This is a genomic window from Rummeliibacillus stabekisii, assembly GCF_007988965.1.
GTDB classification, from domain to species: Bacteria; Bacillota; Bacilli; order Bacillales_A; family Planococcaceae; genus Rummeliibacillus; species Rummeliibacillus stabekisii.
The window spans coordinates 847167-871851 of the sequence record NZ_BJVD01000001.1; the positions used below are offsets into that span (position 1 = coordinate 847167).

A 24685-nucleotide genomic window follows, 5' to 3' on the forward strand; every position below is an offset into this window, starting at 1 on the left:
TAATGCTCATTTATAGATGTCAAGATATTTTCTTGTCACTAGGCTAAACTACTCGTATAATCATAGTACTAAGTATAAACGGGGTGAAGACTTGATTGCAACTGGCGTAATTGTTGAATATAACCCATTTCATAACGGACATCTCTATCATATCAAACAATCGCGAGAACTTACAGACGCAGATATTATCATTGCTGTAATGAGTGGCCATTTTTTGCAGCGCGGAGAACCGGCTTTTGTCGATAAATGGACAAGAACGAGGATGGCTATTGCAAATGGGGCTGATCTCGTAATTGAACTGCCTTATGCATTTGCTACCGCCCAAGCAAGTGACTTTGCAAAGGGTGGCGTACTGCTTCTCGATGCTCTGCAATGCGATTACTTATGTTTTGGTAGCGAACAAGGAAGCATAGATCCTTTTTTAAACACGTATACGCTTTTAGAAGAGCAGAACGCGTCTTTCCAACAATTTATACAGGAATTTGTTAAAAGCGGCTTAAGCTATCCTTCTGCGCTAAATAAAGCCTATCAAACACTTATCCCTGATAGTAATGCGCAGTTTGTGGATTTGTCTCAACCAAATAACATACTCGGCTACCATTACATAGAAGCTGCACGGAAATTTCAAACAGCTTTAAAACCGACTACTATTCTTCGCAAGCAGGCAGGCTACCATGATCCCGTCCAAGAAGGTACCACCATTGCAAGTGCGACGGGGATTCGACAAGCGATTCATGAACAACAGGCTATTGAGCATGTATCTGGCTTCTTGCCTTCTGCTTCATTTGATCTTTTGAGTGAATGGAGTCAGGGAAACCAGCCATTTGCAAGCTGGACGTACTTTTGGCCATATTTGCGCTTCACATTATTACGTTTAACACCTGGGGAACTAAAAGAATACGCAGAAGTGACAGAAGGAATTGAATTTTTGCTGCTGGAAGCTGCAAAAGAATGTACGGATTTTACAAGCTTTATGAAAAAAGTTAAATCGAAACGCTATACATGGACCAGAATTCAACGAATGCTCACACATATTTTTACGAATTTTACATGGTCGCAGTTGAAAAGCATGGACACACCTCGTTATATCCGTATCCTTGGTATGAACCAAAACGGTCAGAAATATTTATCCGAACGAAAAAAAAGCATGTCGTTACCTTTAATCAGCAGAGCCGCAAGTTCCAAAGAACCAATGCTACTTCAAGATATAAAGGCAACAGATCTATATATGCTTGGACTTGGCAAAAATAAAATGGGCTTGGATTATCGCATCCCGCCCATTCGTATTTAATCATTTTTTCTCCGGCAATTTTTCCAAGTAATCAAGAGCATCATTCACATTCTTTACAGGTACGATTTTCATTTTCGTACCTATTTTTTTGGCTTGTTTTAGTGCTTCCTGATAATTTGGCAGAATATCGGGATATTTCTTCTTCACAACCTCTGGCAATGTATCATTTGGCGCAAAGAAGATTTCAACGCCTGCATCATCTGCAGCAATCACCTTCTTCTCAATGCCGCCAATCCGACCAACATCGCCAGTCGCTAGCATTTCACCTGTTCCTGCAATATTATAGCCCTTTGTTAAATCGCCTTTTGTCAATTGATCGATAATTTCGAGGGTAAACATTAAACCAGCTGATGGCCCGCCAATATCCTCTGCTTGAATTTTCACTTCAGGGTCTGTCTTGATAGAAGTATTATCTGCAAATGTGATACCAAGACCTACTTTTCCTTTCGTACCTGGAATAGCCTTCAATACCACCTTTTTCTTCATGTTCTTTCCATCACGCTTGATCTTAATAGTTACAGTATCGCCTGATTTCTTTGTTGTTAAGTAATCAACCAGCTGCTGATGTTTATGAATTTTCAAACGGTCAATGCCAGTTACCTCATCCGCTGTCTCTAATATCCCATCGGCCGCTCCGTTCTTCACAACATAATAGACATAGACGCCATTATAGACAATTTTATAATCTAATCCTGTTTTTTTAAACGCAATATACTTTGCATTAAACTGAGAATCTGTCATAAGTTTAATTTGACGATTATTATAATCCTTATCACTCTCGTTTGGACTTCTGACCTCATCTTCTTTTAAAATATCCTTTTCATCGTCTGCATACGCAGCAGCATATGTAAAAGGCGTAGCAACAGCCATAGATACTGTCATCATATTTAATTTCCCTTTGCCTTTTTGATCTGCATTGTCTACTTTTACATACTGATCTAAATCATATGCTCCTCCCGGCTGCATAATATAATAAGGCAGCGGATATACAAATCCCACTATGATGATTGCTGCTAATGCAATGACAATCAAAAATTTTTTCACACTCATTGAGGAACCTCCTAGATAATGTCCAATTGATAAAAGGACGAGAACTTCTGTGCAGTTTTATAAAAAATATATTACATGATTGGATGATGTAAATCTTACTACACTACAGCAATATCGCAATATGCTGGCTTTTTATTTTTTTATTGCTCTTGCAACCCGAACTAGCCCATGAAGGTGCTGATTTAGGGATAAAAATTTTTGTAGATAACTTATTCCCTTATCTACTCCCTTATTTGATTTTGACGCAATGGCTTTTGCGTTTAACGAATATTTCTAGTATACCACAGGGATCTAAATGGCGTTTTTACGTACAATTATATTGTTTGGGTGCTTTAGGCGGTTTCCCAACAGGCGCGGCGACGACTGGCTTTTTATATCAGCAACAACAGCTGACACAAAAAGAGGCTCGTTATCTATTAGCCATTTGCCATGCACCAAGCCCTCTTTTTGTCGTCGGTTTTGTCGGCATGGAAATATTAAGAAACCCCATAAGCGGATGGCAAATGCTTGGACTGTTCCATTTTGTTAATATAATCATGCTAGTCATTTTTATTCTTGTTTTCCGAAAAACGGTTCCACCTACGAACCTTCCGCCAAAACCAAAAGATACTGGCAATCCTTTAATTGAGAGTATTAAGAGTAGCTTGCCTACGGTTCTACTCGTTGCTGCGACCGTTATATTTTTCACGACCCTCAGCTATGTTTTCACACAAACTTTAGAAAACTTTGTTGATTCTTTGCCAAAGGGCGTCATGTTATCACTTTATAGCATTCTTGAAATGACATCTGGTTTAGCAGCATCGGAAGATTTCTATGGCCATTCAAGCTGGCTTCCATTAATCGTCATAACGATACTAACAATGCAAGGACTTAGCATCCATATGCAAGTTGCTGTTTTAGCAAGAGAAGCCAAAATATCGTTGAAACCTTATATTTCCGCACGTGTACTTCAAACATTGGTAGTACCGCTCTTATATTGGATTATTTTTATGTAAGAAAAGACAAGGCCTCCACCATTCATAATGGCAGTAGCCTTGTCTTTTATCTTTCTTCAAACTTTCCCTTTAAAGCTTCTTCAACAATCGGTGGGACAAGTTCATGGATATTGCCTCCATATTTGCTGACTTCCTTTACAATGCTTGAGCTTAAGAAGGAATATTTGTTTTGGGTCATGATAAAGAATGTTTCAATATGTTCATCCAAAAAACGGTTCATCGAAGTAATTTGCATTTCATATTCAAAATCTGAAATGGCGCGAAGCCCACGTACAATTGCATCTGCTTTGACTGATTTTGCATAATCTATTAATAAGCCTGAGGACGAATCAATCCGAACATTGGGAATATCTTTTGTGACTTCCCTAATTAAATCCATTCTTTCATAAACATTAAATAATGGATTTTTGCTTGAATTATTCATCACCGCTACATACACAATATCAAAAATATCCGCAGCACGCTTAACAATATCTAAATGTCCATTTGTGATTGGATCAAAGCTTCCTGGTACTACAGCAATTTTACCCAATATAATCCCCTTCTTCCTCTACGAAACGATAAATTGAAATGATAGTACTGCCATATTCCTCTTCTCGTACTTTGTGAAAGTCTAAAAATACCGCCGGCAAATCGACTTCCCTATCGTGTTCGCACACGATGGTCCCATCCTCGTGTATCATTTGATTTGCAACGATGTCTTCAACCATATTGTAATACTGCTGCTTTTTGTAAGGAGGATCTAAAAAAATCAAATCTGCCTGTACTTTATTTTTAATGAGCAATTTTATTGCTCGCAAAGCGTCATTCCGGTAAACTTCTGTACAATTTTCATAACGGCACTTAGAAATATTCTCTTTCAAATTTTGGAATGCGCGACTGTCCTTTTCAATAAAGATTCCGTGTTCCATTCCCCGGCTTAAAGCTTCAAGACCTAGACCTCCGCTTCCTGCAAACAGATCCAAAACAGTACCACCACTAAAATAAGGGCCAATAATGTTAAATAACGATTCTTTTACTTTGTCTGTTGTCGGACGGGTTGTCATGCCATTAACAGCTTTAAGAGCCATCCCTTTTCGCTCACCTGAAATTATTCTCACTTTGCACCAAACCTTTTACCACCGTTTACTGGCGTTTAATATTTATTTGTTTCTCCGATTTTTCAATATCCACTATAAATAGCCTTACAAGCCAAGCTTCTTCAATATAATAGTCACTGCCGTACTTTACAATCGGCTGTGAAAGTAGATCATAGCGATGTTCATTATATACATAGAACGGCTCATCCATAGGGAACCTAAAATTGCGCTCCTTACTCTGTGCGTAAAAACCATGTACACCTATTTTAGTCGAATAGCCCAGTTTATTTAATAGTGGTTTTACCGAATAAAGGATACGTCCATCTTTTAATATAACTTGCATATTTTTTTGTTGCAAACCATTTAAATAGATTGGCCGTTTGTCTTCAAACAAGAGCGGCGCTACCTTATTTCCATTTTGTGCATTCATTTTGAAAAAGGATGTTTTCAATTCTAGTGATGAGGACAGCTTATCATCAAGCAATCCAGCCGTTATCTTTTTCCCCTGTAGATCCTCTAAGCTTGTCTTCCAGTCTTTGAGCTGCTGTTCATTCATATAATCTTTTAATGTAGCGACCATTTTAGAAGCTTTTGGAGAGCCTACCCGACGTTCGGTCAGGAAAGAAGCTACAACTGCCGGCCCCCAATTAGGAAGCATATCAAAGTTATATTTTTGATTCATTTGCGATAAGATATATTTTTCCGTCAGCGTTTTTTTATTTAATTCAGAGGTAAAGAGGATTCGATCCCCTGATTTTTTATACTTCTTGCTTTCTATGATTGCCACATGCTCGAACCCCTCTATATCCAACCCCTTGAGGGCTTGTGCCAGGTTGTCAGAAGCATGTCCATTGCCATAAAGTGTAACTTGATCATTTGTAAATAACTCTTTCATTTTAGCCTTTTGCCAATATAGCGATGTAACAGGTCCATTCCCACTAAACATACTATATTGAATAAGCTTTAAATTTTTACTCTTCACTTCAGGCAATCCAGTAATCCACTGTCCGCCAGAATGCTTTTTATCTGTAATATGGATCGTTGTATGTACTGGTTTTCCTAAATTTAATGACAAGAAAATGTTTTTGATCACTCTACCAGACAATTTTCCCTCGCTTGGTGCAGGAATCGTATATACAAAGGTTTGTTCCTTCGTTTTACCTTTATTTAGGCTGGTCTTTGTCTTATTTAAACGGTTGCACTTCTCCGTCTGTTCATCCCCACATTCTTTTTTAATGCTTTTAGCAGGCCAGTTCAATCTCACCTGGCTTTCCGGTAAGGAATTTAAATGATGACGAATAGTAAATTTATTTTTATGATAGACAACTTCAATATCCTGATCGTAATAAAACGTCTTATCTTCTTCCGTTAATTGATTGGAATAAACATGGTATTGAAAAGTCAACATTATTCCATTTATAAATAGCAGTATGGAAAATAAACCAGCTGCTAATTTCATATGCGAATCCCCCAAATCGTGATACTATGTGATAGAAAGGAAGTGTATAGTATGATTCAACAATTTATAGAGCTAGGAGAAGGTTACGGCGATGTATACGAGCTATGCGAATTAATGAAAACAAATAAACATCGCATCAGCCGTACTATTATATTCACTGCAACAGAAGGAGAAAAAAAGGTAGCTTCTATTGCGGCCGTATTTAACCCTGTCGGAGAAAGCAAATTTACTCCGATATATATCTGCCGGGAAGGAATCCCATATTCAGCAGAAAAACCTTCAAAGCGTCTAGAAATCTTCAAGGAGACAGTAAATAGCTTAGATCAGCTACTTATTACATTAGATGTAAAACATTCTTCTATCTATGCTGAGAAAGATCTTTACTACCAATACTTAATTGGCATATTGCGTCTTTATCACTATATCCCATCATTACACTAGTCATTCTACTTTCTTTTCTTTATATCGTCAGAGGAACACAAAGGTTTATTTAGAAACAGTTTTTTTCACTAATTGTACTTATTCTAGCAATCATAGGCCTATTTTATAATCGTATTCTTTTGCTTTATCTGGTTTCGCATTTTCATATTCTGTCGAAACAAAAGGACGATAAGAAGGCAGGACTTCCTTCACATAAGGGAGCCGTTTTAGTTTCATTATAAGGCTATCGACTTCGTCTTGGTCGCAATACAAAACAACATATTTAAGCCTTCTAGAAATATAATGAACATGGCCGTATCGACGCATTGTTTTCGCTTGTTTTAAATGATGTACATAGACGATTAAGCCTTGTCGGTCTTTCATACGCATTCCCTCATTTCTTACCTTAAAGAATACCATATCTTTGAAAATGGAAGCAACCAAGGATACTGACAGATTAGAAGGCATCCGTTATAATAAAGGAAAACTTCACTCAGAATATTTTATTTAGCGCTCTGAGTGTTAAACCCTTCCTACTGTCTATAATTAAGACTTATTACCTTGGCTATAAACAGTATGAACCCGACTGTCTCAACTAGAAAAAAGCATAATTAACTGAAATGGCCAATCGGGCTATTACTTGCAAGCAATAGGGGTAAAGTAATTTACTTAACCGGCAATTCAGATAGGAGGATTATAATGGGAAAGAAAACAAAAGTCGCGGTTGCAATTGCTGCTGCAAGTGCTGCAGCATGGGCAGGCTCTAAGGCTTTATCCAAACCAGGAAAACGAGCTAGTAAACACGCATTGGAGTATAATCGCCCTGTTATCTTAGCACATCGTGGAGGATCACATTTAGCTCCTGAACATACAATGGCTGCATTTCGCAATGCTAACAATTTAGGTGTAGACGGCTTTGAGATTGATATTCGTCTTACAAAGGACGAAGAGATTGTTGTGACACATGATGAAACGATTGACCGTACCAGCAATGGATCTGGACGAGTTGCCTCTTTTACATTAGAAGAATTGCGCAAATTTAATTTTGGGTATCATTTCGTAAATTTAGACGGCTATTTGTCTTACCGGGAAGACTTTGAACCGATTGTCACGTTGCGTGAGCTATTGACAGAGTTTCCACATATGTATATTAATATTGATATGAAAGATGCGCCGGATACATATGAAGGCGGTCTAATGCCTTCAAAACTATGGCGCTTGCTTGAAGAACTAGACGCCACCGACCGCGTTGTTGTTACGAGCTTCCATGACGAGCAAATTGACCGCTTCAACCTGTATGCTCAAAACAAAGTAGCATTAGGAGCTGGCCAAACTGAAGTACGGAGAGCCTTCACTTCTTTCACTAGCCAATTTGGACATCTCTATCATCCAAAGGTAGATGTCTTCCAAATTCCTGTAAAACATGGCATCATTAATCTTGATTCAGCACACTTTATTCATTTTTTAGATGAATTGAATATACCTGTCCATTATTGGACAATCAACAATGCTGCTGCTATGCAGGAGTTAATCGCTAGCGGAGCTCGAGGAATAGTAACAGATCGTCCCGACATCGCTTTAAAAACAATAAATAAATAACACAAAAAAGGATTCTACAAGATGTAGAATCCTTTTTAAATAACCAGGCTCCTTATTATGCTGAACAAGAGCAGCTACCGCCAGAGCCACAACCTCCGCTTGAACAAGATGACTTTTCGAAAAACGGATTGCTGACAGATACTTTTACTGCTTCTGATACCGTTTTTCCAACTAGCAAGCTAATCTCATCTAGCAGATCCTGGTATTCATTTTCTGCTATACGGAGTGCAGAGATTTTATCGTTTATGTCAAGTTCACGTTTTTTCACGCGAATCGACTTCATAATTATTTTGTAATCCGGATGGTATTTTCCAAATCGTTGGACATCCTCATACTGATCCTTCATCCTGTTGAAATCATCTACTTGGCGCACAAGCTCGGCGTCTGTATAGACAGCTTGGTGGGCCATTTTTAGATTTTCAAATTGTTCGGAGGAACGGATCATTTTATTCAATTCTTCTACTTCTTCAAGAATCATTACCCAATCGGAAGTTATCATCATTGTTTTTTCCCCCCATACACCTATGATAACAGATTTTCCCCAACTTGTTTAATATGATTGCAAATCTATCCAGTAGAATTTAGTATAGGTGGTTCATCTGGTCTTCTATTTAGTGTATAGGGAGAGCTTCTCTATCATGTAAACAGGAGGTTATTCATTGGCACTTTTAGTCTTTTCCAGATATTCATTAACTACATGCTCATCAGAGAAAGGTAGTATATCAGAACCTATTATTTGGCCTTCCTCATGTCCCTTCCCTGCTATAATCACTAGATCTCCCTTTCCTGACATGGCTAGCGCTTGTTGTATAGCTTTCTTTCGATTTGGTTGAATGCTATAGTCTGTCGTCTCAATCCCTTGCGCAATACTGTTTAATATAATGCTAGACGATTCAGTACGAGGATTGTCATCAGTTAGAATGATAAAATCAGCATATTGATCAGCAACAGCTCCCATTTCTGCTCTTTTCCCTTTATCTCTGTCACCACCGCAACCAAATACAACAATTAACCTTTCGGAAGTCTGTGTTCGCAATGCGCCTAATAACGCATTCAGTGCGCTAGGTGTATGGGCGTAATCAATAAAAATCCTATACCCCAAGTCATTATTTAATTCTTGCATCCTACCTTTTGGCAATGTCAGTCGTTCGGTATGCGGCGCAATTTCTTGTAAGGAAAAACCCAACTCCGAAATGGTTGCAACAGCTGCTAGAACATTATATTGTAAATATTCTCCTTTAAACGGCAAGTTAATATCTACGGGGATATCGTAGTCCTGTATTAATAACCGCATTCCTTTACTGGTGGTTTCTTCATGTATGATGCTACAGTCAGCTAAAATTCCCTTGCCAAAACTTTTAACAACAGGATGCTCCATTCGCAATTGATTGCAAAAATCATCATCTATATTCACCACAATTTGCTCCGAGAATAAGCACAATCTCTTTTTAGCTGCTAAATAATACTTTTCGCCACCATGTTCTTCATAATGGTCGCGACTTACGTTGAGATACACACCGATATCGATTTTACAGTCATCTAATCTATGCTCCGACAAAGCTAACGACGAAGCTTCCATAACTAAATGGGTCACGCCTTGACTTACACAATAAGCAAATATTCTATATAGTTCTGTTGCCAATGGAGTAGTTAAAGGTTCAAGGCTAACAGTTTGCTTTTTTCCATTTATAAATAGACCGACAGTTCCTACAACAGCCACTTTATTGCCAAGTGATTGTAACAGCTGGCCAATAAAATGGGTCACTGTGGTTTTTCCATTTGTACCGGTAACCGCAATAATTGTCAGCTCTTCATCATATGGGCCGTATAGCTTTTTGCTAGCATAGGACAAAAACGTGGAACAGTTAGGGACCCATATAACGGGTAAAGGAAATTCCACACTGCTCTCATATCTGTTATGAATAATAGCTGCTGCCCCATTTTGTATCGCAAGGTCTATATAATCCCATCCATCATACTTCTTCCCTTTACGGGCAACGAACACATCGCCTGGCAATACATCACTTGCTCGATCTGTAATGCCTTTTACCTCAGTCCGAATGGATCCACATTCCAATTCACAAGGCCATTCTTTTAATAGCTCTGCCAAGATCAACTATGTTCCCCCTGCACCTTTTAGTAAGAAATGAATACATTACTATAACCACCCACTACTACTTTTATCGTATGAAAAACATGTTGAATATGTCACGAGGAGATAGGAGTTACAAAATGATTATTCAAAAATTTGGCGGAATTGCTATGCAATCGAAAGAATCGCGTGTGCATTGCCTCCACCATATTAATAGGGCGATACAAGAACATGGAAAAACAGTAGTAATTGTATCGGCAATTGGCAGAAAAGGAGACCCTTATGCTACCGATACGCTGCTGAATATTACTGAGGCATTGCAAGAAACTGCAAAGGCAAAGGATCTAGTTGCGGCGTGCGGGGAGTTAATGGCTGCTGCCGTCCTTTCCTCAGAATTAAAGGAATTCGGAATTGACAATTTACTAGTTTACGGGCCGAAACTTGGCATTACTACAACAGAGCACTTTGGAGATGCTGAAATTATAGATATAAACTGCGAAAATCTTTTATATGACTTAAAAGATTTTGATTGTATTGTAGTTCCCGGCTTTCAAGGAACTACCCTTCAAGGAGAAATTGCGACACTTGGCAGAGGAGGTAGTGATCTAACAGCTGCTGTTCTGGGAGCACATTTGCCAAGCTCAATCGTTGAATATTATAAGGATGTACCCGGGGTTATGACTGGAGATCCACACATAGAGAAAGATGTAAAACTGATTGAGTCTCTTTCTTATAGTGAATTTTTAAAGCTATTAAATAATACACATCCTATCGTCCAAATAAAAGCAGCGGAATTGGCTAGAAAACACCAACTCACGCTGCATATACGAAACGTATTTTCAAATGAACGTGGAACAATAGTTTATCCAAATGTTTGAAAGATGCAGTAAGTTGGTTTACTGAACCCTTTCAATAAATACCTGTGTAAAATGTTTATCAAAGACACCCGTGCCTATCTCATTAAATTGTTCATTTAATAATGTATCACGATGCTTTTCGGAATTTAGCAATCCATTGACAGCTTCCGGTGCATCTAAATAATCCTCTGTCACATTCTCGCCCGCAGATTCAAATTGAATGTCGGCATTTTTCAAGCGATCTTTAAACGCATCATTTTTTTGTTCTTCTTGCGAAATTTTATTTTTAGCAAGCTTTTCGCTATGCTCCATTGCAAGTTGGTTTAAATCATCTTTCGATGATAATGTCTCTAAACCTTTTTGATTTCTATATACATTCGTCAACTCAAACAATTGTAGTTGATTTTCTCGATCTATTTCCTGTTGTTTAAACGAGGAAGGAACAGAAGGTGTTATCATATTTCCCATATAAGTCATGTCGTATGGGTGTTGTTTAACTAATGTTTCTCCATCAATAAAACGAACAGCCTCTAACGATTTATCTATTTTGTCGAAGTATAATTGGACATATAAACCTTCATACATGACTAAAATGCGCGTTTGTAAATCCTCTTCGTTTAATACAAATGTATAGATATTATCATTAATCTTTACCGTCACTTCTGAATCTGTGATTGTATTGCGATAAAGTTCATCAATTCCCTGGCCTATTTTAAAAGGCAGGGCCTCAGCTTCCTTACCGGCAATATATAGTTGCTTCACTTTTCCATGCTCTACGCCAGCTAAAACATAATTCGCATCGGATAGCGGATACACCCACCAATCAAAATCGTAACCAGAAGGACTCTTGCGTGTTGGTTCTCCTAGTGTCTTCTGTAACTCTTTGGTTGATTGGCCGACTAATGTGGATAAACCACTGGTTGGCCGTTCAACCGTATTTTGATTTAGATTGCTGGGTGCTTTATTTTGCGGAATTACCTTTCCATTCGAATTTGGTGCTTTTAAAGGCTCATTTTCTTTGACTGGTTGATTTAAGTAAAAAAATACAATTAGTAGTACTGCTAATATAATTAAAACTCTCCATAATACTTTCAAGTTAACCTCTCCAATTTGTTGTTATACTTATTATACCTATACCTTCGGCTGATTAACAATGTTGCCATTGCAACAAACGTTATTTTGCTCTATTATAAAATGGAACCTATATTGTACGAAAGAGTCGAAGGAGGATTTTGCAATGTATTTTGAAAATACGGGACTTGAAAACAAAAGCGCACATATTACTTTACTTGATGATTTAATGGAGAAACACGGATTAATCCGTGCTACAGGCTGGGACTATGAACGTATCACATGGGATCGTAAATTCGTAGTCACTGAAGGCACTTATTATCTACGCGTGTTTGGGATTTCAAAAGAAGGTGACAATGGATCTAACGATTCTATTATCACACTTTCTAAACCAGTTCTAGGCAAGCACTATTTCCCACATGGCGTAGAATATGGAGACAATGAAATTTATCCTGCACAAGTTGTGAAAACTTGTCAACAAGAATTAGCAGCATTAGCAAATGAGTTAGAGCAATTTTAATATTTTCATACTTTTATAGACATATCACTAGTTGATATGTCTATTTTATTTGTCCTATCGAGCGGCTGTAGATTCTATTTGCATAATTTGGAGAAAACTTCACACACTATGTCAAATAGTTATGGGTGATGATAAGATGATACAACCGATTCAACAATTTTTTATAAAGTACTGGCCTTTAATTCTCATTGTTATAGTCGCAGTTTTCTCCTTTTTATACGCACGCCCCATCCTCTTAGCTTTTTTAACGGCACTATTACTAAATCCCCTTGTAAAGAAAGTTGAAAAAAATTGGAGGAAAAGCAGACGCTTTATCGTATTTATCTTTTTTATTATTTTCAGTATATGTATCCTTATTTGCTGTTATTTGCTCTACACGGTTATTCTCATAAAAATCAATGAACTCTCCATATGGGTGCCCCATTTAATAGCTACGCTAAATGAGAATTGGATAATGCTACAATCTAAAATCTCAACGATGACCCATGATCTGCCACGCCCTATTATCTTATCCATTCAATCTTGGATTGGAGACATGTTAATTAGCTTACAAGAATTGGCAACTAACTATGTTGAGGCAGATCGTATGCTCAATCTATTTCAGCATATCCCCTCTCAAATCTTCAAGCTATTTATTTATTTTTTAGCTCTTTACTATCTAATGCTTGAATATCCCCAAATCATCGCTTCATTTCGAAAGTGGACTCGTCTTGAACATAGCACCTTTATTGCTCTCTTCTATCAACATTTTAAAAAAGGGGCTTTTGATTTTGTGAAAGCGCAATTGATTGTAAGTTCAGCCATTTTCTTTGTCACTCTCTGTGTTTTACTATTCATTATACCTAAATACGCATTGTTCATGGCACTCCTAATATGGTTTGTCGATTTGTTGCCTCTTTTAGGTGGTATGATGGTACTCCTGCCATGGGCTGGTTTTAATCTGTTAAACGGTGATACCTTGACTGGCACTATTCTGCTTATATTAACGATTGTCATCATTGCGCTAAGACAGATACTCGAAACAAAAGTAACAAGTAGTCATCTAGGGCTTCCTCCGCTTACAACGCTGATTTGTATGTATGTTGGTTTTGAGATTTTCGGTGTTATCGGTTTCTTTATCGGACCCATTTTTGCCATTCTGATTGTTGTAGTGAAACAATTCAGGCAAAGCTGGATATTTATTAATGAAAAACAAAAAGGCTAACTTCTTCGCAGAAAGTAGCCTTTTTGTTCTTGCTTATAGTTTGTCCATAGGTTTAGTGATTATTTAATATAGCTTTAATAACAGAAGTTGTAGGACCCCCACTAAAGAAAACATAGAGCAGTAGGTATACAGCGACGCCAGTAATTGCTACGAAAAACCAAATAATACTAGTTATTGGAGCGATTTTTCGATGACGCTCTAATTTATTCGTAAACCCAGCAATTAGCGTAATAATCCCAAACACTGCTCCCACAGTTGCTAATGTAATGTGGAAAACAAGGAATATTGTATAATAAATTTTTAAATGCTCCGGTCCACCAAAAGCTGTATTTCCAATAAACACTGTTCTTGATACATATATCAGGAAGAACAATAATGCAGAAATGGCAGCAGCAATCATAGTTTTTTTGTGCGCTTCAATTTTTCTTTGTTTTATTAAAACCCAACCGATCGCAATAAGTATTGCACTTAATACAATAAAAGAGGTACTAATTGTCGGTAACAGAGGCAAACTCATACTTCTTCTCCTCACAAATAATATTATTTAGTTTAAAATTGATTTCCATAAAGTCGTTGTCTTTCTTTTAATGCATCTTGTGTAATTTGGTCCGCATTTTCTTGCTCATCTCTATACCAAGTAATAAATACGCGACCTAACACTACTGCGAAAATAATTTCTTGAATTATTTTCATAAGTACCCCGCCTAATTGTTGATCTTCTAGGGATGACATGCTTGTAAACAATTCAGGACCAGACAATGTTAGACCTTGTAAAGTAGAGGCCGGGACACAAAGCGCCATCGCTTTCATCCACATAGCACCATCTGTATATGTTGCATAGAAAGGCGTGTTAGAAAAAATAATCAATGCGCATGCTGGTGTTATTAAAACGGCATTTGCAATAATATAAAACAACTTATTCAAATTCTTCATTTTAGGCTCATCCTCCACCGTATTAAGCAAAGGCCAATACATAAACAAAGCAGAGAGGAAAAGAATAAATGTATAAAGCGAATGTAATGTTTCATGTAGCTTAATATAGTCGAAGAGAATCGGTAAATGATACACGGAAAACATTAATACAAAAAAGATAATAGCAAAAATTGGTTTAGTCATGAAGTGAAATATTGGTTTAATATAAGGTAAATTGATTACCGTTTTCCATAACCAATTTGGAATACCCATGATAATAAATATAGGGATTAAAAGCAGCAATAAAGCCATTTGCACCATATGCATAGTAAACATAATGTGCGACATTAAATCTATTGGAGAGCCAATGACGGTATAGACTAATAACATGGCAATAAGGAATGATATAGCTTCACCCTTTTTTAAAGGTAGACTATTTTTAAAATCCTTCCTCCACTTCATTGTTATCAAAAAGTAAAGAATGGTTAGGAATACTAATACAATTATTAGGCCCGGACTCCACATTGCTCGGAAACCGAAAATACTTAGAGGCATTAATCTTCGCTCCTTTTTATTCACTACCTACATTATATAGTCGTTCAGATGAAACTACAATGAACGATTCATGACATTTCCACTAAGCGTACTGTATCTTATTTTACTTTAGTGCAAAAAAAGAACCAAGCTAAAGAGCTTGGTTCTTTCTTAATTACCACCAAATAATTGTTACAAAAGCTAGAATCATTGTAAATGCAACGATCATGCCAGAATACATGAAGAACTGCATAATGCCTGTTCCCTTTTCGCTTAAGTGCATAAAGTAATACAGTTGAAGTGCAACTTGAACTCCTGCAAACAATAAGATCAAAGGGACTACTAGGAATGCTGAGAATCCAGCTTGAACAGTGGCGAAAGCGACAAATGTCAAGAATATCATAATCGCAAAAACAGTAACTTGGTTACGCATCGCTTGGCTAGCTTTGCGACGATTATATTTATACTCTTCCTCGCTTCGTGCTTCTACATGGACATCATGTGACATTATTTAATCACTCCCATCAAGTAAACTACTGTGAAGATGAATACCCAAACAACATCAATAAAGTGCCAATACAATGAAGCAATAAAATACTTAGGTGCATTGTAAAGGTTTAAACCACGTCCTGCATTTCGAACCATTAACAATACAATCCAAGCTAAACCAATCACAACGTGCAATCCATGAGTTCCAACTAATGTATAGAAAGAAGATCCAAATGCACTTTGTGAGAAAGTAAATCCTTCATGCACATAGTGAGTGAACTCGTAAATTTCTAAGCCTAAGAAGCCAAGGCCAAGCAATACAGTGATCGCCAACCAAGCTTGCATACCTTTAAAATTGTAGTTCTTCATATGGTACATTGCATAAACACTTGTTAATGAAGATGTTAAAAGCAACATCGTCATGATAAATGCAAGAGGTAATTCAAATAAATTTTGAGTAGTGAATTCCATTCCACTTGGCCCTTTGTTTTTAAGTGCCAAGAATGTTGCAAACAAAGTAGCAAATAACACTGTTTCTCCACCAAGGAAGATCCAGAAGCCCACTACCTTATTTTTACCTTCTGCAGTAGAAAGTTCTGGATGTTCAGGCCAAGATTGTGGGGTGAATTTAGATTTTAAATTCATTATTCATTACCCCCTTTGTCATTCAATAAATCTTCTTTGTGAATATGATATCCAAGATCATCTTTAAGAGAACGTACAATCATAGCACCTAATGTGATAGCTAATCCAACAATCAACGCTACAAGTGACCAAGGTTTATCTGCATCTTGATTATAAAGAGCACCGAAACCAGCTACGAATAGACCGATTACCATTACGAATGGAATGAAAGAATTGTTTGGCATATGGATATCTGAAATTGGTTCAGCATATGACATACCTTCTTTGTTTCCTTCCATTTTTTCAATCCAGAAAGTATCTAGCCCACGTACAAGTGGTGTTTGTTTAAAGTTATAAAAAGGTATTGGTTGTGGGATAGCCCATTCAAGCGTACGTCCGTCGCCCCAAGGGTCGCGTCCACAAGGTTGCCCTTTAATTGATGTAATAATTACATTTATAACTAATAGGATAACCCCAATTGCCATGAAGAATGCACCGACAGTTGAAATTAAGTTAAATGTATCTAATCCTTGATTTGGAAGGTATGTGAATACACGACGAGGCATACCCATTAAACCTAAGAAATGTTGGATGAAGAATGTTAGATGGAAACCAATAAAGAAGAACACAAACGTAATCTTTCCTAATGTTTCATTTAACATTCTATTAAACATAATCGGCCAGTAGAAATGAGTAGCAGCCAATAATGCTAGGACAATCCCACCAACGATTACATAGTGGAAGTGAGCTACGATAAAGTAAGAATCATGCAATTGGTAATCGACAGGAGCTGCAGCTTGCATTACCCCAGTCACACCACCAGCAACAAACGATGGAATGAAACCAAGTGCATAAAGCATAGGCGTGGTAACTTTGATAGAACCGCCCCACATTGTACATAGCCAGTTGAACACTTTCATACCAGTTGGTACTGCGATAGCCATAGTCGCAATAGCAAAGATAGCATTAGCAGTAGCACCAAGACCTACAGTGAACATGTGGTGAGCCCAAACCATGAAGCCTAGGAAACCGATTAAAATTGTTGCAAATACCATTGATGAATAACCAAATAGGCGTTTACGTGCGAATACAGGAATAATCTCTGAATAAATACCAAACGCAGGAAGTACTAAGATATATACTTCAGGGTGTCCAAAGATCCAGAATAAATGTTCCCAAATAATTGTATTACCACCCATTGTATGGTCAAAGAAATTCGAACCAAACATACGGTCGAAAATCAAGAAGAATAGACCAATTGTTAATGGTGGGAATGCGAATAAGATTAATGCGCTGGCAATGAATGTTGTCCATGTCATTAAAGGCATACGCATAAATGTCATACCTGGTGCGCGCATATTTACAATTGTTACGATAAAGTTGATCCCTGATATTAACGTACCAGCACCGGCGATTTGCAAACCGACTGCATAGAAGTCAATACCATGACCAGCAGATGCTAGTGATAATGATGCGTATGAAGTCCAACCAGCATCAGGAGCTCCGCCTAAGAACCAAGAAAGATTTAAGAAAATACCACCCCAGAAAAATAACCAGAAGCCTAGTGAGTTTAGGAATGGAAACGCTACGTCTCGTGCACCAATTTGTAGTGGTACAACAGCGTTCATGAATGCAAATAACAACGGCATGGCAGCAAGGAAAATCATTGTTGTCCCGTGCATTGTTATAATTTCATTAAAGAGACCCGCACTTACAAAATCATTATCTGGTTTTGCAAGTTGGATACGAATGAGCATTGCTTCGATACCGCCGATGACGAAGAAAAGTGTACCGGCAAGTAGGTAAAGAATGGCGATTTTTTTATGGTCGACTGTTGTTAAATAGTCCCATATAGTTGCGCCAAAGCCCTTTTTCTTTGCAGTTGAGCTCACAACCTTAACCTCCTTCAAAATAATTCAATTAAATTTTTACATTAAGTATTATTTTTCTACAGATAAGCCCATTAAATATGCAGCCAATGCATCTAGCTCTTGATCTGAGAATTTCTTGCCATTATTAATTTTTTCAGGTTGAGGCATTGTATTGCCCGGTTTTACAGATTGTGGATCGTTAATCCACTTTTTAATTTCTTTTTTATTATGGTCAAGCACACCTGCAACACGGTTACGGTCACCAAATGTTGCTAAGTTAGGTGCAATCCCTGTACCTTTACCATCGCCAGATACAGCATGGCAAGTAATACAGCTTGTTTTAAAGATATCTTCACCTTGTTTTTCCAAGTCTCCTGAAGCTACATGGTTTTTAGATGCTTTCATTTCAGAAACCCAGTTATTAAAGTCTGCTTTGCTCAATGTTTTTACTTTAAAGTCCATTAATGCATGGGAAGGACCGCAAAGCTCAGCACATTTACCGTAGAAGACTCCTGTTTCAAGATCTTTTGATTCTTTGTCAAATTCTAAGTAAAATTTGTTGATGTTTTCAACGTTTGTATCCATTTTACCACCGATAGTCGGGATCCAGAATGAATGTTTTACGTCTCCTGATTTAAGGTTAAAGTAAACTTTTTCACCTGTAGGAACAACTAATTCTTGTGAAGTAACGATTCCTTCGTTTGGATACTCAAATTGCCACCAATATAATTTTGCAGTAACATTTACAGTTACAGCTTTTGCTTTACCATCAGCGTCTTTTGCATCCATAGCTTTCGTATCAGCAAATTTGTAAGTAAGTGCAACTGTTGGAACAGCTAAGATTAGAAGTAAAATGATTGGAATTACTGTCCAAAGCACTTCTAAAGTAGTACTGCCTTCTACTTGCTTAGGAATAACATTTTCTCCAACTTTTTTGCGTCGGAATTTGATGATTGCAAGTACATAGATTACTACTACTACCAAAATAACAAGCGTCATGATAGCCGTTGCTAAAAGCAGTAAGTTGTGTTGTTCTCTACCAACTTCACCAGCGGGTGTTAAAGTTGATAAATAGTTTTTGCCACAACCCGAAAGGAAAACAATAAGTGCTGTTAGCAATGCAAATAGACGCCACTTTTTAAGCCCTTTCATCATAGCTTAATTAAACCCCTCTTTCTTTGTTGTATTTCATGTGTAACCAGGACTGTGGTTGTTTTATATGAATTCTTTAAAAAGAAAGAACTCCGTAGTTATAAAGGCTTTGAATATATTCAATGGAACTTTTGCCACTGCCATACAGTCTAATGAGTAAATAAACTCTTTATTCGCCCAAGAGAAATCGTTTCTCAGCCTAAAAAACTTCAATGCAAGTACAAACCAACTTAATCGTAGTATTAAATAAAATCAAACTAGTTTGGACGGTAAAACGGAAACGGATATAAGAGCTATGCCTACACTGGTAAAATCAATCATTCATCTTTGCAATCACAAAGTAAAGAAGGAGGTTACCAAGCTAAAAGGATGCAAATATACATCTACAAAAAATATCTACTACTTCATAATCATCCAACGGCAGTCAAGCCAAAATTTCAGTACATCCTTGAAATATCAGCTGTAATTTGCTCCCACGCTTTCGCTTTAGACCACATTGAATATAAAACGACAGTTATAATCCTGCTAGTCTCCACACGCCGGCAGCATTCTATGCCTAAATAACAAAACTTCGCTCCAAAAAGAAAATAAGTTTAAATGCCTGTTTAGACATAGTTCGCCTAATAGACATTTTACCCTTCAATTCAATTTGATAAGCACATTCCGTTAAACATACTATAACCAAAAAATGCGATTATTTCTAGACGAAAAGCAAAATTTCGTGTCGACGCGCTGGAATAATTGGTAACCATAACACAACATATCTATAGTAAATCATTTTAACCACTAATAATGTGAAGGATGTGAAACGAATTTATGAACATTTTGTGAAATAAATAGACCGATAGATTACCAATTTTTTTTACAAGTTGTTTTTTGGTAATATTTTCGATATTATCGAGATTGAAAGTATCACACGTTACGTGATTACTATAGATAAAGTAGGTGTCAAAATATGCAACAAAGTAAATACATGAAGTGGTTTGCTGTTGCTGCAACAATTGGAATGGCGCTCATATTACTGGGTGGAGCTTTGGTCACCAAAACTGACAGTGGAATGGGTTGCGGCAGAAACTGGCCTGATTGCAACGGTTCCTTAATACCAACACATATTACTCCAGAAATTTTAATTGAATTTTCTCATCGTGTTGTGACAGGTTCGGTATCTATCTTAATCTTTATATTATCTTTTTGGTCTTGGCGAAAACTTGGACATGTTAGGGAAGTTAAATTCCTTTCTTTTCTTGCGCTCTTCTTTTTGATCGCGCAAGCATTAATTGGTGCAGCCCAAGTGCTTTGGGGACAAGGAGATTTTATTTTAGCTCTGCATTTTGGTATTTCTCTCATTTCTTTTGCAGCTGTTTTCTTACTCACATTAATTATTTTTGAAGTAGACCAGAAATTTAATGCGAACAACGTTCACATTGGGGGCGTATTAAAATGGAACACGATCGGCGTTACTATTTATTCCTATCTTGTTGTATATACTGGAGCCCTTGTTCGCCATACAAATTCTAGTTTAATCTGTCCTGATTGGCCATTATGTCGTAATGATCAAATGGTTCTACCAGGTAACTTTTATGAATGGGTGCAAATGGGCCACCGTTTAGCAGCAGGCTTAATTTTTATTTGGGTTCTTATTATCGCTATACATGTTATCAAGCATTATAAAAAACAGCCGGTACTTTATTGGAGTTGGATTATCGCACTTATAATTGTCTGTTGCCAAGTCATTGCCGGCATGGGCGTTGTATTAACTAGGCTAAATATCGTTGTTGCGCTTTTACATACGTTATTTATTTCTTTATTATTCGGCTTACTATGCTACATGATAATGCTGATATCCAGAAGCAGCCACCAGGCTAAAAAATAATATTTTGTTATTGCAAAAGTATTAAACACAAAATGAAAAGAAGAGGCGTTCTGTTAAACTTAACAGGATAGCCTCTTCTTCTTTCTTCTCAGTTTGACATTAAAGCAATTGATTAGAAAGCTAACATTTCTGCTTAAGACTCAATTTCAATAAGCAAGTCTCCGGTTGAGATGGCATCGCCTTCTTTAACGTGTACTTCTTTAATCACGCCATCTTTTGGCGCCTGAACAGTAGTTTCCATTTTCATCGCCTCAGTAATTAAAATATGCTCGCCCCGTTTTACTTCACTTCCTGGCGAAACAACTACCTTCAAGACAGTACCAGGCATAGTTGCACCAATTTGGTTGGCGTTAGATGGGTTGGCTTTTGGCTTACGCTCTCCAGCTACTTCAACTGTCATATCTTGAATCACAATTTCACGGGATTGTCCATTTAACTCAAAATAAAGCACACGCGTTCCGTCATGCTGCGGCTCTCCAATTGAGACCAATTTAACAATAAGAGTTTTTCCTTTTTCTATTTCCACTTCTATTTCTTCGCCTAATTTCATGCCGTATAAGAATGTTAATGTATCTAATACAGATACATTGCCAAACTTCGAAACAGTTTCCATATATTCTTCAAATACTTTCGGATACAATGCGGAAGCTAATACTTCATGACTGTTTATAGGGCGATTATATTTGTTAAAGAGATTATCTCGTATTTGTGTGAAATCAATTGGAGCAAGCAATTTTCCAGGTCTATCAGTAATGGGTACTCGATCCTTTAACACAGCTTTTTGCAGCTCTTTCGGAAAACCACCATAAGGTTGGCCAATATAGCCCTCAAAAAATTCAATGACTGAATCCGGGAAATCGATCGCATGGCCTCTTTCAATAACTGATTTTTCATCTAAGCCATTTTGCACCATGAATAATGCCATATCTCCTACCACTTTAGAAGATGGGGTGACTTTAACAATATCCCCAAACAATAAGTTCACGCGTGCATACATCTTTTTCACTTCTTCAAAACGATCGCCAAGGCCTACTCCCTTTGCTTGTTGTTGGAGATTGCTGTACTGGCCTCCTGGCATTTCATGCACATAAATTTCAGAATGAGGACTAATCATGCCACTCTCAAAATCCTTATAATACTTTCTAACATCTTCCCAATAGGTTGAGAGTCTTTCTAAGCCTTCGATATTAGCCCGTACATGCCGTTTATTGCCTTTCATTGCATAATACAAGCTGTTTGCACTTGGTTGTGATGTTAAGCCAGCCATAGCCCCTAAAGCTGTATCTATAATGTCTACACCTGCTTCAGCTGCTTTGGCATATAAATAAATGCCATTCCCGCTTGTATCATGTGTATGTAAATGTATAGGCAACTCCGTTGATTCTTTCAATTCAGAAATTAGTCGATAGGCTGCCTCTGGTTTTAAAAGACCGGCCATATCCTTTATCGCTAATATATGAGCTCCAGCGGCCTCCAATTCCTTCGCCATATCTTTATAGTACTGTACTGTATACTTTGCTCTTGAGTCATCTAAGATGTCTCCTGTATAGCAAATGGCCGCTTCGGCAACTTTTCCCGCATCTCTAGCTGCATCAATGGCCACTTCCATTCCTTTTATCCAGTTAAGGCTATCAAAAATACGGAATACGTCAATACCTGCTTGAGCAGACTTTTGAATAAATTCTTTAATTAAATTGTCTGGATAGTTTTTGTAACCTACTGCATTGGCTCCTCGCATTAGCATTTGGAATAATACGTTTGGTATTTTTTCACGTAGTGTGATTAATCGCTCCCAAGGATCTTCCTTTAAGAATCGGTATGCTACATCGAATGTTGCCCCTCCCCACATTTCCAGTGAGAAGAAATTGTCCATGATTCTGGAGGTCTCCTCTGCAATTTCATACATATCATATGAACGCACACGTGTAGCAAGAAGCGATTGGTGTGCGTCTCTCATCGTTGTATCTGTCAATAACAAATCATCTTGCTCGCGAATCCACTTTACTAATCCGTCGGCGCCTCTCTCATCTAAGATTTGCTTAGTACCGCCTGGTATAACAATTTTGCGGTCAATTGTCGGCTTATGTGCTTTTGTAAAAAGAGGCTTTGATTTTTTCTCAATGCCTGGGAACCCATTTACCGTCACATTGCCGATGTAGCTAAGTAATTTAGTACCGCGGTCTCTTGCAAGCTTGAATAAAAATAATTCCGGCGTCGTATCAATAAAGCTCGTATCAAATGCTCCATTAATAAAATTAGGATGCTTAACGACATTTTCTAGAAACGGGATATTTGTTTTGATACCACGAATACGAAACTCTTGTAGATTTCGATCCATTTTAGCTGCAGCTTCTTTAAATGTATTTCCCCAAGTTGATACTTTTACTAATAAAGAGTCATAGTGAGGTGATATAACAGCTCCTTGGAAGCCGTTCCCTGCATCTAGTCTTACACCGAACCCACCGCTTGAACGATATACCATTAACTTGCCTGTGTCAGGCATAAAGTTGTTTTGTGGATCCTCTGTTGTTACCCTTGATTGTATTGCAAAGCCAAAGAGCGGTATTTTAGATTGATTTGGTATATTAATCTCGCTACCATGCAAATCATAGCCATTGGCAATGTTAATTTGTGCATGGACAATATCAATTCCTGTCACCATTTCCGTAATTGTATGCTCAACTTGAATACGTGGATTGACCTCAATGAAATAAAATGCATCTTCTGCCACTAAAAATTCCACCGTACCCGCATTAACATAATCTACATTTTTCATTAGTTTAACTGCCGCTTCGCAAATTCTTTCTCGCAAGCTTTGTGATATCGAATTAGACGGAGCAATTTCTACTACTTTTTGATGGCGTCGTTGGATTGAACAGTCGCGTTCGTATAAGTGAACAATATTCCCCTGATCATCACCTAATATTTGTACTTCAATATGTTTTGGTCGTAGTATACATTTTTCAACGTACACTTCATCAGAACCAAAAGCTGCCTTTGCTTCTGATTTCGCCCGATTATAAGCTTCTTGTGCTTCTTCTGCTTTATGTACAACGCGCATGCCTCGTCCACCGCCGCCAAGAGCCGCTTTAATCATAATAGGATAGCCATATTCATCTGCAAATGCCCTGACCTCTTCAATGGTTTCGACCGGACCGTTAGAGCCAGGAATGACTGGTATTCCTGCAGTAATAGCCTGTTCACGTGCTTTGACCTTATCTCCAAACATATCTAAGTGCTTGGACTTAGGGCCAATAAAGAGAATGCCTTCTTCTTCACAACGTTTCGCAAAGTCTAAATTTTCAGATAAAAAACCGTAGCCTGGGTGAATGGCATCTGCTCCCGACTCCTTGGCAATCGTTAAAATCCCCTCGATATCTAAATATGCCTCGATCGGTTTCTTGCCGCTTCCTACAAGATAAGCCTCGTCAGCCTTATAACGATGGAAAGACCCGCTGTCTTCTCTTGAATAAATAGCAACTGTTTTAATGTTCATTTCTGTGCAAGCTCTAAAAACTCGAATGGCAATTTCACCGCGATTAGCAACTAAAATTTTACTAATTGGCATAGTAAATCCTCCTTAAAGTATAATA

The 24685-nt window shown here is 37.6% G+C and carries 23 protein-coding genes; 8 read left to right on the plus strand and 15 right to left on the minus strand.

Annotated features, from left to right (window positions below):
* The first annotated feature begins 91 nt into the window (after nt 1–91).
* Nucleotides 92–1291, plus strand: a complete 1200-nt coding sequence (locus tag RST01_RS04265; protein WP_147194282.1) for a nucleotidyltransferase — start codon at nt 92–94, stop codon at nt 1289–1291.
* On the opposite strand, the gene RST01_RS04270 is transcribed toward RST01_RS04265, so the two are convergent.
* Entirely contained in the window at nt 1292–2341 is a 1050-nt protein-coding gene (locus RST01_RS04270) for a SepM family pheromone-processing serine protease (protein WP_244946637.1), read from the minus strand.
* A gap of 254 nt (nt 2342–2595) precedes the next feature.
* Here RST01_RS04270 and RST01_RS04275 point away from each other — a divergent pair, with 254 nt between their 5' ends.
* Entirely contained in the window at nt 2596–3336 is a 741-nt protein-coding gene (locus RST01_RS04275) for a hypothetical protein (protein ID WP_147194285.1), read from the plus strand.
* Nucleotides 3337–3382: 46 nt separating this feature from the next.
* On the opposite strand, the gene coaD is transcribed toward RST01_RS04275, so the two are convergent.
* From coaD to RST01_RS04290, 3 genes are read right to left on the minus strand one after another with little or no spacing between them, the layout of a single operon-like run.
* Nucleotides 3383–3871, minus strand: a complete 489-nt coding sequence (coaD, locus tag RST01_RS04280; protein WP_147194288.1) for a pantetheine-phosphate adenylyltransferase — start codon at nt 3869–3871, stop codon at nt 3383–3385.
* A complete protein-coding gene (gene rsmD / locus RST01_RS04285) occupies nt 3861–4436 on the minus strand; it encodes a 16S rRNA (guanine(966)-N(2))-methyltransferase RsmD (protein ID WP_147194291.1) in 576 nt (191 codons plus the stop codon). The genes coaD and rsmD overlap by 11 nt, the downstream gene beginning before the upstream one ends.
* 25 nt (nt 4437–4461) lie before the next feature.
* A complete protein-coding gene (locus tag RST01_RS04290) occupies nt 4462–5874 on the minus strand; it encodes a hypothetical protein (protein WP_147194294.1) in 1413 nt (470 codons plus the stop codon).
* 51 nt (nt 5875–5925) lie between these two features.
* On the opposite strand from RST01_RS04290, the gene RST01_RS04295 reads away from it, so the two are divergent.
* Nucleotides 5926–6315: a DUF7147 family protein gene (locus RST01_RS04295; RefSeq protein ID WP_066785143.1), complete on the plus strand. Its 390-nt coding sequence runs from the start codon at nt 5926–5928 to the stop codon at nt 6313–6315.
* Nucleotides 6316–6405: 90 nt separating this feature from the next.
* Here RST01_RS04295 and RST01_RS04300 read toward each other — a convergent pair whose 3' ends face one another.
* A complete protein-coding gene (locus tag RST01_RS04300) occupies nt 6406–6678 on the minus strand; it encodes a YlbG family protein (protein WP_066785141.1) in 273 nt (90 codons plus the stop codon).
* A gap of 315 nt (nt 6679–6993) precedes the next feature.
* On the opposite strand from RST01_RS04300, the gene RST01_RS04305 reads away from it, so the two are divergent.
* Nucleotides 6994–7893, plus strand: a complete 900-nt coding sequence (locus RST01_RS04305) for a glycerophosphodiester phosphodiesterase family protein (protein WP_066785138.1) — start codon at nt 6994–6996, stop codon at nt 7891–7893.
* A 55-nt stretch (nt 7894–7948) separates the two neighbouring features.
* Here the strand turns inward: RST01_RS04305 and RST01_RS04310 are convergent, their stop codons facing one another.
* A complete protein-coding gene (locus RST01_RS04310; RefSeq protein ID WP_066785135.1) occupies nt 7949–8395 on the minus strand; it encodes a YlbF/YmcA family competence regulator in 447 nt (148 codons plus the stop codon).
* A 150-nt stretch (nt 8396–8545) separates the two neighbouring features.
* Nucleotides 8546–10003, minus strand: a complete 1458-nt coding sequence (locus RST01_RS04315; RefSeq protein WP_184117510.1) for a UDP-N-acetylmuramoyl-L-alanyl-D-glutamate--2,6-diaminopimelate ligase — start codon at nt 10001–10003, stop codon at nt 8546–8548.
* A gap of 122 nt (nt 10004–10125) precedes the next feature.
* Here RST01_RS04315 and RST01_RS04320 point away from each other — a divergent pair, with 122 nt between their 5' ends.
* On the plus strand, nt 10126–10863 hold the full coding sequence (locus RST01_RS04320) for an amino acid kinase family protein (RefSeq protein WP_147194300.1): 738 nt from the start codon (nt 10126–10128) through the stop codon (nt 10861–10863).
* Nucleotides 10864–10881: 18 nt separating this feature from the next.
* Here RST01_RS04320 and RST01_RS04325 read toward each other — a convergent pair whose 3' ends face one another.
* The gene (locus tag RST01_RS04325; RefSeq protein ID WP_147194303.1) at nt 10882–11937 is read right to left on the minus strand and encodes a CAP domain-containing protein; all 1056 of its coding nucleotides are present in this window, start codon (nt 11935–11937) and stop codon (nt 10882–10884) included.
* A gap of 142 nt (nt 11938–12079) precedes the next feature.
* Here RST01_RS04325 and RST01_RS04330 point away from each other — a divergent pair, with 142 nt between their 5' ends.
* Both RST01_RS04330 and ytvI read left to right on the plus strand, forming a co-directional pair.
* Nucleotides 12080–12433, plus strand: coding sequence for a YugN family protein (locus RST01_RS04330; protein WP_066785125.1), 354 nt, complete (start codon nt 12080–12082; stop codon nt 12431–12433).
* A gap of 136 nt (nt 12434–12569) precedes the next feature.
* Nucleotides 12570–13637 (plus strand): sporulation integral membrane protein YtvI, encoded by a 1068-nt coding sequence (ytvI, locus tag RST01_RS04335; RefSeq protein ID WP_184117511.1) that lies wholly within the window; start codon nt 12570–12572, stop codon nt 13635–13637.
* 52 nt (nt 13638–13689) lie between these two features.
* Here the strand turns inward: ytvI and RST01_RS04340 are convergent, their stop codons facing one another.
* The 6 genes from RST01_RS04340 to coxB form a co-directional block, all read right to left on the minus strand.
* Complete coding sequence (locus tag RST01_RS04340) at nt 13690–14154, minus strand: DUF420 domain-containing protein (protein ID WP_147194309.1); 465 nt, start codon at nt 14152–14154, stop codon at nt 13690–13692.
* Nucleotides 14155–14186: 32 nt separating this feature from the next.
* A complete protein-coding gene (ctaG, locus tag RST01_RS04345; RefSeq protein ID WP_066785120.1) occupies nt 14187–15104 on the minus strand; it encodes a cytochrome c oxidase assembly factor CtaG in 918 nt (305 codons plus the stop codon).
* Nucleotides 15105–15258: 154 nt separating this feature from the next.
* Complete coding sequence (locus RST01_RS04350; protein WP_066785118.1) at nt 15259–15591, minus strand: cytochrome C oxidase subunit IV family protein; 333 nt, start codon at nt 15589–15591, stop codon at nt 15259–15261.
* Nucleotides 15591–16217 (minus strand): cytochrome (ubi)quinol oxidase subunit III, encoded by a 627-nt coding sequence (locus RST01_RS04355; protein WP_066785116.1) that lies wholly within the window; start codon nt 16215–16217, stop codon nt 15591–15593. The genes RST01_RS04350 and RST01_RS04355 overlap by 1 nt, the downstream gene beginning before the upstream one ends.
* Entirely contained in the window at nt 16217–18088 is a 1872-nt protein-coding gene (gene ctaD, locus RST01_RS04360) for a cytochrome c oxidase subunit I (RefSeq protein WP_147194312.1), read from the minus strand. The genes RST01_RS04355 and ctaD overlap by 1 nt, the downstream gene beginning before the upstream one ends.
* A gap of 48 nt (nt 18089–18136) precedes the next feature.
* The gene (coxB, locus tag RST01_RS04365) at nt 18137–19222 is read right to left on the minus strand and encodes a cytochrome c oxidase subunit II (protein WP_147194315.1); all 1086 of its coding nucleotides are present in this window, start codon (nt 19220–19222) and stop codon (nt 18137–18139) included.
* Nucleotides 19223–20174: 952 nt separating this feature from the next.
* On the opposite strand from coxB, the gene RST01_RS04370 reads away from it, so the two are divergent.
* On the plus strand, nt 20175–21092 hold the full coding sequence (locus tag RST01_RS04370; protein WP_147194319.1) for a COX15/CtaA family protein: 918 nt from the start codon (nt 20175–20177) through the stop codon (nt 21090–21092).
* Nucleotides 21093–21225: 133 nt separating this feature from the next.
* On the opposite strand, the gene pyc is transcribed toward RST01_RS04370, so the two are convergent.
* Entirely contained in the window at nt 21226–24660 is a 3435-nt protein-coding gene (gene pyc / locus RST01_RS04375; protein WP_147194322.1) for a pyruvate carboxylase, read from the minus strand.
* Nucleotides 24661–24685 lie beyond the last annotated feature (25 nt).

Excerpts from the sequence above, each read along its gene's own strand:
- RST01_RS04270 (WP_244946637.1), bottom strand. The coding sequence starts at position 2,341 with ATGAGTGTGAAAAAATTTTTGATTGTCATTGCATTAGCAGCAATCATC.
- RST01_RS04290 (WP_147194294.1), bottom strand. The coding sequence starts at position 5,874 with ATGAAATTAGCAGCTGGTTTATTTTCCATACTGCTATTTATAAATGGA.
- RST01_RS04295 (WP_066785143.1), top strand. The coding sequence starts at position 5,926 with ATGATTCAACAATTTATAGAGCTAGGAGAAGGTTACGGCGATGTATAC.
- RST01_RS04300 (WP_066785141.1), bottom strand. The coding sequence starts at position 6,678 with ATGAAAGACCGACAAGGCTTAATCGTCTATGTACATCATTTAAAACAA.
- RST01_RS04305 (WP_066785138.1), top strand. The coding sequence starts at position 6,994 with ATGGGAAAGAAAACAAAAGTCGCGGTTGCAATTGCTGCTGCAAGTGCT.
- RST01_RS04310 (WP_066785135.1), bottom strand. The coding sequence starts at position 8,395 with ATGATGATAACTTCCGATTGGGTAATGATTCTTGAAGAAGTAGAAGAA.
- RST01_RS04320 (WP_147194300.1), top strand. The coding sequence starts at position 10,126 with ATGATTATTCAAAAATTTGGCGGAATTGCTATGCAATCGAAAGAATCG.
- RST01_RS04330 (WP_066785125.1), top strand. The coding sequence starts at position 12,080 with ATGTATTTTGAAAATACGGGACTTGAAAACAAAAGCGCACATATTACT.
- ytvI (WP_184117511.1), top strand. The coding sequence starts at position 12,570 with ATGATACAACCGATTCAACAATTTTTTATAAAGTACTGGCCTTTAATT.
- RST01_RS04340 (WP_147194309.1), bottom strand. The coding sequence starts at position 14,154 with ATGAGTTTGCCTCTGTTACCGACAATTAGTACCTCTTTTATTGTATTA.
- ctaG (WP_066785120.1), bottom strand. The coding sequence starts at position 15,104 with ATGCCTCTAAGTATTTTCGGTTTCCGAGCAATGTGGAGTCCGGGCCTA.
- RST01_RS04350 (WP_066785118.1), bottom strand. The coding sequence starts at position 15,591 with ATGTCACATGATGTCCATGTAGAAGCACGAAGCGAGGAAGAGTATAAA.
- RST01_RS04355 (WP_066785116.1), bottom strand. The coding sequence starts at position 16,217 with ATGAATTTAAAATCTAAATTCACCCCACAATCTTGGCCTGAACATCCA.
- coxB (WP_147194315.1), bottom strand. The coding sequence starts at position 19,222 with ATGATGAAAGGGCTTAAAAAGTGGCGTCTATTTGCATTGCTAACAGCA.
- RST01_RS04370 (WP_147194319.1), top strand. The coding sequence starts at position 20,175 with ATGCAACAAAGTAAATACATGAAGTGGTTTGCTGTTGCTGCAACAATT.
- pyc (WP_147194322.1), bottom strand. The coding sequence starts at position 24,660 with ATGCCAATTAGTAAAATTTTAGTTGCTAATCGCGGTGAAATTGCCATT.